Origin of the sequence: Agrobacterium sp. lyk4-40-TYG-31, from assembly GCF_030209855.1 — a bacterium.
Taxonomy (GTDB): domain Bacteria; phylum Pseudomonadota; class Alphaproteobacteria; order Rhizobiales; family Rhizobiaceae; genus Agrobacterium; species Agrobacterium vaccinii.
Window position 1 is genome coordinate 372,568 of sequence record NZ_JARVRE010000004.1, and the last position, 14,737, is coordinate 387,304.

The following is a 14,737-nucleotide window of genomic DNA, read 5'->3' on the forward strand; positions in this document are numbered from 1 at the left end:
GTCGCCCGGATAGAGCGACGCCATTTTCAAATATTAGGCAGCAGCCGACTTTGCGAGCGGCACTTCTGCGATCGTCTTCAGAACGACGGACGCGATCTGGTATGGGCAGCCCTGGGAGTTCGGACGACGGTCTTCGAGGTAACCCTTGTAGCCGTTGTTGACGAAGGAGTGCGGAACGCGGATCGACGCGCCTCGGTCAGCAATGCCGTAGGAGAACTTGTTCCAAGGCGCTGTTTCGTGCTTGCCGGTCAGGCGCAGATGGTTGTCCGGGCCGTAAACGTCGATGTGCTCTTTCCAGTTCTTTTCGAAAGCACCCATGAGCGCTTCGAAATACTCCTTGCCGCCAACTTCACGCATGAATTTGGTGGAGAAGTTGCAGTGCATGCCGGAGCCGTTCCAGTCGGTATCGCCGAGCGGCTTGCAGTGGAATTCGACGTCGATGCCGTACTTTTCGCACAGGCGAAGAAGCAGGTAGCGAGCGATCCAGATCTGGTCGGCCGCGCTCTTGGAGCCCTTGCCAAACACCTGGAATTCCCACTGACCCTTGGCCACTTCGGCGTTGATGCCTTCGTGGTTGATACCGGCTTCGAGGCAGAGGTCGAGATGCTCTTCAACGATTTCGCGGGCGATGGAGCCGACGTTCTTGTAGCCGACGCCTGTGTAATATGGACCCTGTGGAGCGGGGTAACCCTGCTCAGGGAAGCCGAGCGGACGACCGTCTTCGTAGAAGAAGTATTCCTGCTCGAAGCCGAACCATGCGCCTTCGTCGTCGAGGATGGTTGCGCGGCTGTTGGAAGCGTGTGGCGTAACGCCATCCGGCATCATGACTTCGCACATGACGAGTGCGCCGTTGGTGCGGGCTGGGTCTGGATAGATGGCGACGGGCTTCAGAACGCAATCCGAGCTGTGGCCTTCAGCCTGCATCGTGGAGGAGCCATCAAAACCCCAGAGCGGAAGCTGCTCGAGTGTCGGGAATTCGTCGAATTCCTTGATCTGCGTCTTGCCACGCAGGTTTGCTACCGGCTTGTAACCATCGAGCCAGATATACTCGAGTTTGAACTTAGTCATTACGAACCTCTCATAGGTTAAAATGCGATGCGTGTTCTCTAGGCGAGCAAGACAGTCGTACCCGCTTTCAAGTTCTGCCTATCTCTATGCATGCGCCGTGCCAGTTCGATGCATATCCTGAAAGAGGTCGCGATTTTTTTGCCGGTGAGTCGTCAAGTGGTCGCGCGGGTAGCCTCATACGTAGAGTAACCTTTTTTTAAAAAATGCTGCAATATCTGATGCTTTTATGGAGGCAGGCGTGATTTTTTGACCAAAAATGATGCCGATTTTAAAAAGAAGAGCAATTTTTCTGCAAAAACTTCGGATTTTTCAAATTATCTGCATAAAGACTGTTCTTTGAACTTTATGATTTTTAATGTGATTAAAATTTAGGCTTTATGATATTTATTTAATCAGATGGGGTGAATTATGGCTCCTTTCGCGCTATATTGTAGATGAAGCAAAAATGCTGAAGCGTTCGAAAGGGAGAAGGTCTCATGAGAAGCGACCCCAACATGAAAAGCGCAACGATTTACCAGTTCCCTGTCGGTGGGCGGGCAGGGTTCAAGGGTTTTCGCCTTGAACCTGTTGCGCAGGTAAAGTCCGTGACATCGCCAACCACCTATGTGGATTTCGATAGCTGGTACCATCAGGACGCCATTTCGGAAAAGCCCGATCTGGACAAGCCGCATAACTGAGCGTTCGTCGATAAAACGCAGCGTGCTTTCGGCGCGAAGTGCTGCTTTGCGCCTATGTTCCCGTTTCGCCACCCCATCTACGTCAATTGACGTATACGGTTTCACGATCGTGAAGCCGATAGTCCCCTCCAGCAGCGGTAAAATAACCGCTGAGCCCACAGAGGCTGAACAGGAGAGGGGTCCTTCCTATGACTTTCAAGACAATGCTGACCGGCGCCTTGCTCGGCGCCATCATGTCCACCACCGCCTTCCACGGTGCATTCGCCGCTGACGACACGATCAAGATTGGCGTGCTGCATTCCTTGTCCGGCACCATGGCCATTTCCGAAACCACCCTTAAAGATGCGATGTTGATGCTCATCGACGAGCAGAACAAAAAGGGTGGCGTCCTCGGCAAGAAGCTCGAAGCTGTCGTTGTCGATCCCGCATCCGACTGGCCGCTCTTTGCTGAAAAAGCCCGTCAGCTGATCAGCCAGGATAAGGTCGCGGCCGTCTTCGGTTGCTGGACCTCGTCCTCGCGCAAGTCGGTTCTGCCGGTGTTTGAAGAGCTGAACTCCATTCTCTTCTATCCCGTGCAGTATGAGGGCGAAGAATCCTCCCGCAACATTTTCTACACCGGTGCCGCGCCGAACCAGCAGGCCATTCCCGCAGTGGATTATCTGGCCAACACCGAAGGCGTCGAGCGCTGGGTTCTGGCCGGTACCGACTATGTTTATCCGCAGACGACCAACAAGATCCTGAAGGCCTATCTGGAATCCAAGGGCGTGAAGCCTGAAGACATCATGGTCAACTACACGCCATTTGGCCATTCTGACTGGCAGACCATCGTCTCCGACATCAAAAAATTCGGCTCGGCTGGCAAAAAGACCGCAGTTGTTTCCACCATCAACGGTGACGCCAACGTTCCCTTCTACAAGGAACTGGCAAACCAAGGCGTGAAGGCCGAAGATATTCCAGTCGTCGCCTTCTCTGTCGGTGAAGAAGAGCTTGCCGGTCTTGATACCGGCCCGCTGGTTGGCCACCTTGCCGCCTGGAACTATTTTCAGTCCGTCGATAGTCCCGCCAATGCCGAGTTCATCAAGGAATGGCACGCGTTTACAAAGAACGACAAGCGCGTGACCAACGACCCGATGGAAGCCGCCTATATCGGTTTTAACGCGTGGGTGAAGGCCGTTGAAGCCGCTGGCACGACGGAAACCGACAAGGTTCTCGACAGCATCATCGGTGTCTCCGTGCCGAACCTCTCGGGCGGCTACTCCACCGTCATGCCGAACCACCACATCACCAAGCCGGTGCTGATCGGTGAAATACAGGCGGATGGCCAGTTCCAAGTCGTTCAGGAAACGCCACAGGTGGTCGGCGACGAGTGGTCGGATTACCTGCCAGACTCGAAAGACCTGATCTCCGATTGGCGCAAGCCCATGTCCTGCGGCAACTTCAACGTTGCTACCGGCAAGTGCGGCGGCAAGGGTAGCTGATAGGCGCGAGGGCCGGGAGGTGCTAGTCGAGTGATTTGGCTGGCACCGCTCCTCTCACGCAACGTCATCCTCGGGCTTGTCCCGAGGATCTGCTGCCTCCGCTCCACACTCTTCGTCAACGAGAATACGCTGCTGCCGTGGTAGATCCTCGGGTCAAGCCCGAGGATGACGTGGAGAGCGAGGAAGAATCCGAGGGCCAAATCGCCCTTCTGTTACGTTTTGCCCGCCTGTATCTAGGTGCAGCGCAGGCTCCAAGGGGGACTTGGATCATGTTTCGTCGTTTGTTGGTCACCATTAGCTTGCTGCTCAGCATCGTTTTTTCTGCATTCGCGCAGCAAAGCGACCCAAAACCCCTCATCGACTCCCTCGGCACTGCCGATTTCAAGCAGGCCGAAGCGCTGATCGGGCAGATCGCGGCGACCGGAGACCCACGCGTGGTCCCGCCGCTGAATGCCTTTGCAGAGGGCGAGCTTTACGTTCGCAAGGCCGACAACCTCGTTTTCATGACAAAGCCTGACGGTGCCAATTTTACGCTCATCGATCCGCTGACCGGCGACAGTGTTGGTGAAGCGCCGAAGGCGACGGTTGCTAAGATCAAGGTCAATAACAATCTTCGCCGTGTTATTCGCGCGGCCCTCGGCGGTCTGACGTTGCTCAGCCCGGAAAAATCCGTTCGCCTTTCCGCAGCAGATGCGGTGCTGAAGGCGCCGAGCGCGGAAAACCTGCAATTGCTGGAAGCAGCACTTGCCAAGGAAACGGATGGCCAAGTGCGGACCCGCATGGAAGAGGCACGTGCCGTTTCGGTGCTGGCGTCCGATCGGTCTGTGGAAGAAAAACGCGCGGCGATCCAAACGATTGCGAATATCGGCGGTCGCGGCGTCATCGGCATTCTTCAATCCGCATCTCCGTCGCTCGACCCGATGCTGCGCGAAGATGTGATGTCTGCGATCATCAAAATCGAGAGCACGTTAGCGCTTTGGGATGCCGCGCAGAACATCTGGTACGGCCTGTCGCTCGGCTCCGTTTTGCTGCTCGCGGCCATCGGCCTTGCCATTACCTTCGGCGTGATGGGCATCATCAACATGGCGCATGGCGAAATGGTGATGATCGGCGCTTACTCCACCTTCATGGTGCAGGAGGTTATCCGCAGCAACTACCCCGCGCTGTTCGATTGGTCTCTGACGATTGCGCTGCCGGTGGCTTTCCTCGTTACGGGTGCTGTCGGCCTGATCATGGAGCGCGGCGTGATCCGCTTTCTCTATGGCCGACCGCTGGAAACATTGCTGGCGACATGGGGCATTTCGCTGATGTTGCAGCAGGGCGTACGCTCCATCTTTGGTCCAACCAATCGCGAGGTCGGCAATCCCAGCTGGATGTCCGGTTCCTTCAGCGTCGGCTATCTGAACTTCACCTGGAACCGCGTCTGGATTGTCTGTTTCTCGCTGTCGGTGTTCTTTGCGCTGCTGGTGCTTTTGAAGCGCTCGGCTTTCGGCTTGCAGATGCGGGCCGTGACGCAGAACCGGCGTATGGCCTCGTCCATGGGCATTCGAACACCCTGGGTTGATGCCTTCACCTTCGCGCTGGGCTCCGGTGTTGCCGGGCTGGCCGGTGTTGCGCTCAGCCAGATCGATAACGTCTCACCCAATCTCGGCCAGTCCTACATCATCGACAGTTTCATGGTCGTGGTGTTCGGCGGTGTCGGCAATCTCTGGGGCACCTTCGTCGGTGCGCTGACGCTTGGTGTGCTCAACAAGTTTCTGGAACCCACCGTCGGCGCGGTTCTCGGCAAAATCCTCGTCCTCGTTCTCATCATCCTGTTCATCCAGAAGCGGCCTCGCGGTCTCTTCGCACTCAAGGGAAGGGCCATAGAAGCATGATTACCGGCTTCCTCCTTCGGGCGCTCGACCGCCGGATCATCTACGCCATCGGCATCATCATGGCCATCGCCGTTCTGGTACCCGCGTCCAACCTGCTGCTTCCGGCAGACAGCGCGTTCCGCATCCCGACCTACATCATGTCGATGCTGGGCAAGTATCTGGCCTATGCCATTCTGGCGCTGGCGCTTGATCTTGTCTGGGGGTACTGCGGCATTCTCTCGCTCGGGCACGCGGCCTTCTTCGCGCTCGGGGGCTATGCCATGGGCATGTATCTGATGCGCCAGATCGGCACGCGCGGCACCTATGGTCATCCCATTTTGCCTGATTTCATGGTCTTTCTGAACTGGAAAGAACTGCCATGGTTCTGGCATGGCTTCGATATGTTCTGGTTCGCCATGCTGATGGTGCTGGTCGTGCCCGGCGTGCTGGCCTTCGTTTTCGGCTGGTTTGCCTTCCGCTCCCGCGTCAACGGTGTCTATCTCTCGATCATCACGCAGGCCATGACCTATGCGCTGTTGCTCGCCTTCTTCCGCAACGATATGGGTTTCGGCGGCAATAACGGCCTGACGGACTTCAAGGACATTCTCGGCTTTTCCGTTCAGGCCGATGGCACGCGTGCCGTGTTGTTTGCGATGACGGCGATCATGCTGGCGCTTTGCCTGCTGATTGCATCCGGCATCGTCAATTCCAAATTCGGCAAGGTGCTGGTCGGTGTGCGCGATTCGGAAAGCCGCGTGCGGTTTCTCGGTTTCCGGGTGGAGAACATCAAGCTCTTCACCTTCGTCGTGTCTGCGATGATGGCCGGTATTGCCGGTGCGCTCTTCGTGCCGCAGGTGGGCATCATCAACCCCGGCGAGTTTGCGCCCGCCAACTCCATCGAGGTTGTCGTCTGGACGGCTGTCGGCGGGCGCGGCACGCTGATCGGACCGATCCTGGGCGCAATACTCGTGAATGGTGGCAAGAGCTACTTCACCGGCGCGTTCCCCGAATTCTGGTTGTTTGCGCTGGGCGGGCTGTTCATCGCCGTCACGCTGTTTTTCCCCAAGGGCATCGTTGGCACCGTCCAGCATTATTGGGTGGGCCGCCGTGAAAAGAGCGCCGCCTCAGCGGCGGAGGCGAGCAGGAATGTCGGCAATGACGACGGGCCTAAACCGGCCCAACAGGCGGCGGAGTAGAGAGCATGAACACGATTGCCGAAAACAGAACGAAAAGCCTGCTCTATCTGGATGGCGTGTCCGTGTCGTTCGATGGCTTCCGGGCGCTCAACTCGCTGTCGTTTGTCGTAGAGCCGGGAGAGTTACGCGCCATCATAGGCCCCAATGGTGCTGGCAAGACGACGATGATGGATATCATTACCGGCAAGACACGGCCAGACAGTGGCACCGTGTTGTTCGAAGATAGCATCGACCTCACCAAGAAGGACGAGGCAGATATCGCGCAGCTTGGCATCGGGCGCAAATTCCAGAAGCCGACCGTGTTCGAAAGCCACACGGTTTGGGACAATCTGGAACTGGCGCTCAACCGCAAGCGCGGTGTTTTCGCCACGCTGTTCTATCGCCTGACGGAAGAGGACAAGGCCCGTATCGAAGAAATCCTCTCTACCGTCCGCCTCGGTTCTCGCCGCAACGATCTGGCCGCCAATCTTTCTCACGGGCAAAAGCAATGGCTGGAAATCGGCATGCTGTTGGCACAGGAACCGAAACTGTTGCTGGTGGATGAGCCGGTGGCAGGCATGACCGATGCCGAAACGGCTGAGACGGCAGTGCTGCTGAAGGAAATCGCCAAGACCCGCTCCGTGGTGGTGGTGGAACACGACATGGGCTTTATCCGCGAACTTGGCGTGAAGGTGACATGTCTGGCAGAGGGATCGGTGTTGGCTGAGGGGTCGATTGATTTCGTGTCGAGCGATCCGAAGGTAATCGAGAACTATTTGGGGCGGTAGAAAGAGAAGGGTCCTACTTGCGCCTGCAATGAGAACCGGATTTAAATCTTGAAATTTAAAATCTGGAGTTGATTTCATGGCGTTGATCGGACTTTTGGTGATGGCAATTGGCGGTGCGGCGGTTTGGTATTGGCGGCTGAAGACGATGCGGGAAGCGGGTAGCGAAATCATCGATACGGTTGAGAAAATGCGCGGGGCCTATAAGCGCCGGTCATTTCGCAAGAAGGCCGAGATCGCACCGATTGCCTCCATCCGTGATCCAGCCATCGCTGCCGTTGCCTTCTTCATGTGCCTTGCCAATGAAAAGCCGATGCATGTGGAAGCGGCAAAACTGGTTGTTCGAGACAGGATGAAAACCATCATCGCGTCAAAGGACATGGAAGAAGTGATCGTCTTTGGAGAATGGGCTTCGAAGAATGTCGTCAATCCCGAAGACCCCATTCGCCGTTTCCGGGATATCTGGGCAAACGCGCTGGATGTCGATGAACGGCTTCAACTGATCGATATTGCCGATGAGGTCGCCCAGGTGGGTGGCGAAAAGACCGGCGAACAGGAGCTTGCCTTGCAGGCTTTAAGGCGAACCTTGCTGAACTAGAACAGGTGGATGAATGCTAAGCGTCGACAACATCAATCTCCATTACGGCGCGGCGCAAGCCCTGCGGGGTATTTCGCTCAGTGCGGAAATGGGCAAGATCACCTGCGTTCTGGGGCGCAACGGCGTGGGCAAGAGTTCGCTGCTGCGGGCGGTGACGGGCCAGCATCCGCTCAGCGGCGGCACGATCAGCTTTGGTGGGGAAAGCCTCAACGGGCTTGCACCGCACCAACGCGCCAAGCGCGGGGTGGGTTATGTGCCGCAGGGCCGGGAGATTTTTCCGTTGTTGACGGTGCAGGAAAATCTGCAATCGGGCTATGCGCCGCTGCCGCGCAAGGAGCGGTTCATTCCTGACGATATCTTCAGCCTGTTTCCGGTGCTTCAATCCATGCTGTCGCGGCGCGGGGGTGACCTGTCCGGTGGGCAGCAACAGCAGCTTGCCATTGGCCGTGCATTGGTGACGCGTCCGAAAATCCTCGTGCTGGACGAGCCGACCGAGGGTATTCAGCCATCCATCATCAAGGATATCGGTCGGGCGATCAAATATCTGCGGGATTCGACCGGCATGGCGATACTCCTCGTGGAGCAGTATCTGGACTTCTGCCGGGAGCTTGCGGATTACGTCTACATCATGGACCGAGGCGAGATCGTGCACGAAGGTGTGGCGGAGACGCTGGACACGGCTGAGGCGCGGAGACATCTGACGGTATAATAATACCTTATACTATCATTTTCGGCTCACGAACCGATAACAATGATGTAAATCGTGACCGCTATTGCAGCTTTGCATAGCATTCATGCGCAATTTTAGCGTTTCATTGAGTAAATACGTGTGTTATTGGCAGCGAAACTGCTGCATGCAAGACACAATGGCTGAGCCATCTGCATGCTGCTTCCGTCGATCCCTTACATTCCACATATTTTCCGGCATAGTAGGCCGGGAACAGTGCCAATAAAGGCGTGCCGATGAAATTTACGACTGCTGCTGGCCGGATCATCCGGTTGATCCGCCCCGCGCGCTCCCTTGCCGTAGGTCTTGCAATACTCGCGGCGACAGGCGGCGCAGCTTTTGCGTCAAGCTGCGGTAATACGATAAAGCCGGGCAGACACGCGTTTTCGTTGATGTCTGAGGGCAGTGAACGCGCCGGCGTCTATTTTGTTCCATCGTCTTATGATGGACAGAAAAAAATGCCTGTCGTCTTCGATTTTCATGGCAGCAACAGCAATCCGAACGGCCAACTGGATCGCAGCGGCTGGGATAAAGTCGGCGAGCGTGAAGGCATCGTGGTTGTGGCGCTTCAGGGCAGCCTCAGCGGCGAACTGCCGGGCACGAACGCCTGGAATGTTCCCGGCGTGACCAAGCGCGAAGGCGGGTTGGATGAGCCCGGTTTTATCCGCGACGCGATCAGCATGGTCAAATCCAAGCTCTGCGTGGATGAAGCCCGGTTCTATGGCTCCGGTTATTCCGGTGGCGGACGCATGTTGTCGCAATATCTGTGCGGTGGCAGCAATGATTTCGCAGCCGCCGGTTTCGTCGCATCTTTGCGCGCGGGCTTGCCCATGGAAAATGCGGGCAAGTGGGCGCCGGACGCTAAAAGCTGCTCTCCTGCCAAGCCGCTGTCTATCGTTGCCTTCGCAGGCATGAAGGACCCGGCTAATCCCTATCAGGGCGGTGGCAAGCCTTATTGGCAGTATAGCGGCGAGATGGCCTTGAAGCGCTGGGCCGAGATGGACGGCTGCAAGGGCGCGGTCAAAAGCAAGGCCAATGACAGCTTTACCTTTAATTCCTACGATGTCTGCAAAAGCGGTGCGCGCATTCATTCCTATGTGATTGAGGCTTGGGACCACGCATGGCCACGCGCCACGATAAAGGCTGAGGTAATTGCCTCTGCCGCCGTCATCCGCAAGCCGGTGGATGATATCGCGGGCAAGGCACAGCCTGCCGTCGATCGTAAAATGCCAAGCAATGACACCGTCCGACGGGTTGATGCGGCTGAGAGAATGTGGGACTTCTTCCAGAATACGGAAGGGCAGATGGTTGTCGACGCGACGGCGAAGACGGATTGCTCTGTGAAAGCGGTTCCCGCTTCCGCATCCGCCAAAGCTTCGGAGACGACGTGCAGCCAGACCAGCAAAGCATCCCTGAACCCCGTCCGCAGCGCGCCCGTGGCCGAGGACGCATTGTAACCAAAGCGCTGAATGGGCGCAGCCGTCTGGACGAATTGTTTCAGGAAGGCTGCGCCAAAATCCGGTTGCCCGAAACCTTTTCCAACGAAATGGAAGCCGTTCTCATCAATTCCTCCGGCGGTTTGACCGGCGGCGACGAGATGGAATGGCAAGCGGTGGCCGGTGCGGGGACATCGCTCGTGGTTTCCACGCAGGCCTGCGAAAAGGTCTACAAAGCCGCCTCCGGCACGACGACAGTCACCGCCCGCGTCACCGCCGGGCCCAACGCCAGACTTCACTGGCTGCCACAGGAAACCATCCTTTTTGACCGCGCTTCCCTGACGCGCAGGCTGGAAGCGGATATCGATGCCTCCGCCGAATTCATTGCTGTCGAAGCGGTCTTGCTCGGTCGTCAGGCCATGGGCGAGATGATGGAGGAGGGGCTGTTTCGAGACCGCTGGCGCATTCGCCACGGCGGCAAGCTGGTTCATGCGGAAGAATTGCGGCTGGACGGGAATATCGCCGAACTGACCCGTATGTCCCCTGTCCTTTCCGGGCAGGTTGCTTTCGCCACCCTGATTTACATCGGCCCTCTCAGTGAAGCGCTATTGCCTAAAATCCGGGCTATTGCCGGGTTTTCCGGCGGCGCCAGCGCCTGGGCGGGAAAGCTCGTCGTGCGTCTTTCGGCACCGGATGGTTTCACCTTGAGAAAAATGCTGTTTCCGATCATTTCGCTCTTGCGAAATGGTGCGCCAGTGCCGAAAGTCTGGAATCTCTGATGCGCGAATTAGTTAAGAGTTCGAGCGTCCTTTATGCGTTCTAAAAAAACGCATGGCGCTCTAGAAACGGGACGACCATGAACCTCACCCCCAGAGAAAAAGACAAGCTTCTGATTTCCATGGCAGCCACGGTGGCGCGTCGGCGTCTGGAGCGTGGCGTCAAGCTCAATTACCCGGAAGCCATTGCCCTGATTACCGATTTTGTCGTGGAAGGCGCCCGTGACGGGCGCGCCGTTTCGGAGCTGATGGAAGCGGGTGCGCATGTCATCACCCGCGATCAGGTCATGGAAGGCATCGCCGAAATGATCCACGACGTGCAGGTGGAAGCGACGTTCCCGGATGGCACCAAGCTGGTGACCGTGCACGAACCGATACGATAAAGGAGCGGCACGATGGCGCTGGAACTTCGCCCCAACTGCGAATGCTGTGACAGGGATTTAGCCCCCGATAGTCTCGATGCGATGATGTGTTCGTTCGAATGCACCTATTGCAAGGATTGCGCCACCAACACGTTGGCGGGCATCTGCCCCAATTGCAGTGGAGAGTTGGTGCGGCGTCCCGTGCGCCCGGCGGACAAGCTGGTGAACAATCCGGCCTCGACGATCCGTGTTTTGAAAGCCGAAGGCTGTGCACCCGTCAAAGCCGCGTAAGGATGGAGCTAAAACCATGATCCCAGGTGAAGTCATTACCGCAGGGGGCGAGATCGAACTAAACGCCGGTCAGCCGACTGTTACCATCGAAGTTTCCAATACGGGCGACCGGCCTGTTCAGGTTGGTAGCCACTATCATTTTGCCGAAACCAATGCGGCTCTCGATTTCGTGCGAGAGACGGCGCATGGCATGCGCCTGGATATTCCTGCGGGAACCGCGGTTCGTTTCGAGCCGGGGCAGAAGCGCGAGGTGACGCTAGTGCCGCTTTCGGGCAAGCGGGAAGTCTACGGCTTTCGCAAACTCGTCATGGGAAAGCTGTGATGATGGTCGCCAAGTCGTTGCGCCATATGTCACTCAGCTTTTTGCTCGCCTTGGCAGCGTTGCCCTTTAGCTTCATGGTCGACCGAGCGTTTGCGCAGGAAGAGCCGGATTGTGACTCGCCGACGACGCAGGCGGATATGAATGCCTGCGTGGCGATTGAATATGAAACGGCTGACAAGGATTTGAATGCGGCCTATCAGCAGGTTCGCAAGAAGATGAGTGCCTGGGACAAGGCCGCTGACGATGATAGCAAGGGCGCGGTCGATGCGCTGGTTGCCGCGCAGCGCGCGTGGGTCTCGTTTCGTGATGCCAATTGCGAAACGGCAGGCTTTCAGGCGCGTGGTGGCACCATGGAGCCCATGCTCGTTTCGTCCTGCCTTGCCGATATGAGCACGAAACGCGCCGAAGAGCTTCGCGCTCTTGCTGACGGGTTTTGATGTGATCGCCGCTTTTGTTTTCTCCGCCTTCCCAGGAGCCTGAATTCCATGCCTTATAAGATTTCCCGCGCAGCCTATGCCAGCATGTTCGGCCCCACGGTGGGCGATAAGGTGCGTCTTGCCGATACCGAACTCTTCATCGAGATCGAGAAGGATTTCACCACCTATGGCGAAGAGGTGAAATTCGGTGGCGGCAAGGTCATTCGTGATGGCATGGGGCAAAGCCAGGCAACGCGTGCTGACGGCGCGGTCGATACCGTGATCACCAACGTCGTCATTGTCGATCATAGTGGCATCTACAAGGCTGATGTCGGCTTGAAGGATGGGCGCATCCACGCCATCGGCAAGGCGGGTAATCCCGATACGCAGCCGGGCGTGACGATCATCGTCGGCCCCTCCACGGAAGCCATTGCCGGTGAGGGCAAAATCCTCACGGCGGGTGGCATGGACGCGCATATTCACTTCATCTGCCCACAGCAGATCGAAGAAGCCCTGATGAGCGGCATCACCTGCATGCTGGGCGGCGGTTCCGGCCCCGCCCATGGAACGCTGGCTACCACCTGCACCGGGGCTTGGCACATCGAACGTATGATCGAAAGCTTCGACGGTTTTCCGATGAACCTTGCGCTTGCGGGTAAGGGCAACGCCTCGCTGCCCAAACCGCTGGAGGAAATGATCCTCGCCGGTGCGTCGTCACTGAAATTGCACGAGGACTGGGGCACAACGCCAGCCGCCATCGACAATTGCCTGACAGTTGCCGACGAATTCGACGTGCAGGTCATGATCCACACCGATACGCTGAACGAAAGCGGCTTTGTGGAAGACACGATTGCCGCCATCAACGGACGCACCATCCACGCCTTCCACACGGAAGGGGCAGGCGGTGGCCATGCGCCTGACATCATCAAGATTTGCGGTAATCCCAACGTCATTCCGTCGTCCACCAATCCGACCCGTCCCTATACGATCAATACGCTGGCCGAGCATCTGGACATGCTGATGGTCTGCCATCACCTGTCGCCATCGATACCGGAAGACATCGCCTTTGCCGAAAGCCGCATCCGCAAGGAAACCATCGCGGCAGAAGACATTCTGCACGATATCGGCGCCTTCTCGATCATCTCCTCCGACAGCCAGGCCATGGGCCGCGTCGGCGAAGTCGCGATCCGCACGTGGCAGACGGCGGATAAGATGAAGCGCCAGCGCGGTCGTTTGAAGGAAGAGAAGGGCGAGAACGATAATTTCCGCGTTCGCCGCTACATCGCCAAATACACCATCAACCCGGCCATCGCTCACGGTATTTCTCACGAGATCGGCTCCATCGAGGTCGGCAAGCGGGCCGATCTGGTGTTGTGGAACCCGGCGTTCTTTGGCGTGAAACCGGAAATGGTGTTGATGGGCGGTTCGATTGCCGCGGCACCGATGGGTGATCCCAACGCCTCCATCCCGACCCCTCAGCCAATGCACTACCGACCTATGTTTGCCGCTTACGGCAAACTGCGCACCAATTCTTCCGTCACCTTCGTGTCGCAGGCCTCGCTGGATGCCGGTCTGTCGCAACGGCTGGGCGTGGCCAAGAAGCTGGTGGCCGTGCGCAATGTGCGCGGCGGCATCTCCAAGGCATCGATGATCCACAATTCGCTGACGCCGCACATTGAGGTCGATCCCGAGACCTACGAGGTGAGGGCGGATGGCGATCTCCTGACCTGCGAACCCGCGACTGTGCTGCCCATGGCGCAACGGTATTTCCTGTTTTGAGACAGCGGACGCTCGGCGGAAGCATTTCCTTCTGTGCATGACTGCCTTGCAGACGCAGGTTTTTGCTGCGCTGCAACCTGATTTGATTTATCCCGAAAACCTGTTTTCAGGCGTGATCGGTTCCCAAGACTTTTGCGCCGCAACGCTTATCAGGAGAAAATCATGCTCGGTAAAAAAGTGCCTGCCGTTACCTTCCGCACGCGTGTTCGCGATGAGGCCGTGGGTGGCCCAAACCCCTATCGTTGGCAGGATTTAACATCAGACGATTATTTCAAGGGCAAGAAGGTCGTTCTTTTCTCGCTGCCCGGTGCTTTCACACCGACATGCTCTACCCTTCAGCTTCCCGACTTCGAGCGTTTGACACCGGAGTTTCGCGCCCTCGGCATCGATGAAATCTATTGCCTCTCGGTCAACGACGCCTTCGTGATGAACGCTTGGGCCAAGGGTCAAAACCTTGAAAACGTCAAGGTCATCCCCGATGGTTCCGGCGAATTCACGCGCAAGATGGGTATGCTGGTCGCCAAGGATAATCTCGGCTTCGGCATGCGTTCCTGGCGTTATGCTGCCATCGTCAATGACGGTGTGGTCGAACAATGGTTCGAGGAAGAGGGCTATTCCGACAATTGCGAAACCGATCCATACGGCGTTTCCTCACCGCAAAACATTCTCGAAAACCTCAAGGCGCGTATGGCCGCTTGAGGTTTTAACGATGGCGATACGGAGCCCGGCCTCGCGCCGGGTTTCGTTTTTTGCAGGCGTTAATATTTCAAAGCGCCAGCCGGTCGAAAAAACAAATAGAAAAATCAAAATGATTGTTTCCGCTTTGCCATTTGGGTCGTGCCATTAGACTATAGGCTAAGACGCTGGGCGAAGCGGTTTGCCAGCGTTTGCGCCGTTTTTGCTGCGGTGCAATAAAAATAATTACATAATTCTGCTCATTGCGCAGTATTCCACAAATATACCTCCGGTAGCTAAAAATTTAGACAATTGA

16 protein-coding genes are annotated in these 14,737 nt (G+C 57.0%); 15 read left to right on the forward strand and 1 reads right to left on the reverse strand.

What is annotated here, in order from left to right:
- Positions 1-33 precede the first annotated feature (33 nt).
- A complete protein-coding gene (locus tag QRN55_RS07050; protein ID WP_045228543.1) occupies positions 34-1,068 on the reverse strand; it encodes a glutamine synthetase beta-grasp domain-containing protein in 1,035 nt (344 codons plus the stop codon).
- Positions 1,069-1,544: 476 nt separating this feature from the next.
- On the opposite strand from QRN55_RS07050, the gene QRN55_RS07055 reads away from it, so the two are divergent.
- The 15 genes from QRN55_RS07055 to QRN55_RS07125 all read left to right on the forward strand — a co-directional run bounded on the left by QRN55_RS07055 (position 1,545) and on the right by QRN55_RS07125 (position 14,445).
- Positions 1,545-1,745 (forward strand): DUF2735 domain-containing protein, encoded by a 201-nt coding sequence (locus QRN55_RS07055; RefSeq protein ID WP_284775961.1) that lies wholly within the window; start codon positions 1,545-1,547, stop codon positions 1,743-1,745.
- A gap of 188 nt (positions 1,746-1,933) precedes the next feature.
- Positions 1,934-3,223: an urea ABC transporter substrate-binding protein gene (gene urtA / locus QRN55_RS07060; protein ID WP_111837690.1), complete on the forward strand. Its 1,290-nt coding sequence runs from the start codon at positions 1,934-1,936 to the stop codon at positions 3,221-3,223.
- A gap of 269 nt (positions 3,224-3,492) precedes the next feature.
- A complete protein-coding gene (urtB, locus tag QRN55_RS07065) occupies positions 3,493-5,100 on the forward strand; it encodes an urea ABC transporter permease subunit UrtB (RefSeq protein WP_284775964.1) in 1,608 nt (535 codons plus the stop codon).
- A complete protein-coding gene (gene urtC / locus QRN55_RS07070) occupies positions 5,097-6,275 on the forward strand; it encodes an urea ABC transporter permease subunit UrtC (RefSeq protein ID WP_284775966.1) in 1,179 nt (392 codons plus the stop codon). The genes urtB and urtC overlap by 4 nt, the downstream gene beginning before the upstream one ends.
- Positions 6,276-6,280: 5 nt before the next feature.
- On the forward strand, positions 6,281-7,042 hold the full coding sequence (urtD, locus tag QRN55_RS07075) for an urea ABC transporter ATP-binding protein UrtD (protein ID WP_173998079.1): 762 nt from the start codon (positions 6,281-6,283) through the stop codon (positions 7,040-7,042).
- Positions 7,043-7,118: 76 nt separating this feature from the next.
- Positions 7,119-7,637 carry a hypothetical protein gene (locus tag QRN55_RS07080; RefSeq protein ID WP_284775968.1) on the forward strand — a complete coding sequence of 173 codons (519 nt, stop codon included), beginning with the start codon at positions 7,119-7,121 and terminating at the stop codon, positions 7,635-7,637.
- Positions 7,638-7,650: 13 nt separating this feature from the next.
- Positions 7,651-8,346 carry an urea ABC transporter ATP-binding subunit UrtE gene (gene urtE, locus QRN55_RS07085; protein WP_284775971.1) on the forward strand — a complete coding sequence of 232 codons (696 nt, stop codon included), beginning with the start codon at positions 7,651-7,653 and terminating at the stop codon, positions 8,344-8,346.
- A 254-nt stretch (positions 8,347-8,600) separates the two neighbouring features.
- The gene (locus QRN55_RS07090) at positions 8,601-9,821 is read left to right on the forward strand and encodes a CE1 family esterase (protein ID WP_284775973.1); all 1,221 of its coding nucleotides are present in this window, start codon (positions 8,601-8,603) and stop codon (positions 9,819-9,821) included.
- A complete protein-coding gene (locus QRN55_RS07095) occupies positions 9,752-10,579 on the forward strand; it encodes an urease accessory protein UreD (RefSeq protein WP_284775975.1) in 828 nt (275 codons plus the stop codon). Before QRN55_RS07090 ends, QRN55_RS07095 begins: the two co-directional genes overlap by 70 nt.
- A gap of 77 nt (positions 10,580-10,656) precedes the next feature.
- Positions 10,657-10,959 (forward strand): urease subunit gamma, encoded by a 303-nt coding sequence (locus QRN55_RS07100; protein ID WP_284775977.1) that lies wholly within the window; start codon positions 10,657-10,659, stop codon positions 10,957-10,959.
- Between the two features lie 12 nt (positions 10,960-10,971).
- On the forward strand, positions 10,972-11,229 hold the full coding sequence (locus QRN55_RS07105; RefSeq protein WP_284775979.1) for a DUF1272 domain-containing protein: 258 nt from the start codon (positions 10,972-10,974) through the stop codon (positions 11,227-11,229).
- 16 nt (positions 11,230-11,245) lie between these two features.
- Complete coding sequence (locus QRN55_RS07110; protein ID WP_284775981.1) at positions 11,246-11,551, forward strand: urease subunit beta; 306 nt, start codon at positions 11,246-11,248, stop codon at positions 11,549-11,551.
- Positions 11,552-11,577: 26 nt separating this feature from the next.
- Positions 11,578-11,988, forward strand: coding sequence for a lysozyme inhibitor LprI family protein (locus QRN55_RS07115; RefSeq protein ID WP_284776610.1), 411 nt, complete (start codon positions 11,578-11,580; stop codon positions 11,986-11,988).
- 48 nt (positions 11,989-12,036) lie between these two features.
- A complete protein-coding gene (gene ureC, locus QRN55_RS07120; protein ID WP_284775983.1) occupies positions 12,037-13,746 on the forward strand; it encodes an urease subunit alpha in 1,710 nt (569 codons plus the stop codon).
- A gap of 162 nt (positions 13,747-13,908) precedes the next feature.
- Positions 13,909-14,445 (forward strand): peroxiredoxin, encoded by a 537-nt coding sequence (locus QRN55_RS07125; protein ID WP_233121768.1) that lies wholly within the window; start codon positions 13,909-13,911, stop codon positions 14,443-14,445.
- Positions 14,446-14,737: the final 292 nt, after the last annotated feature.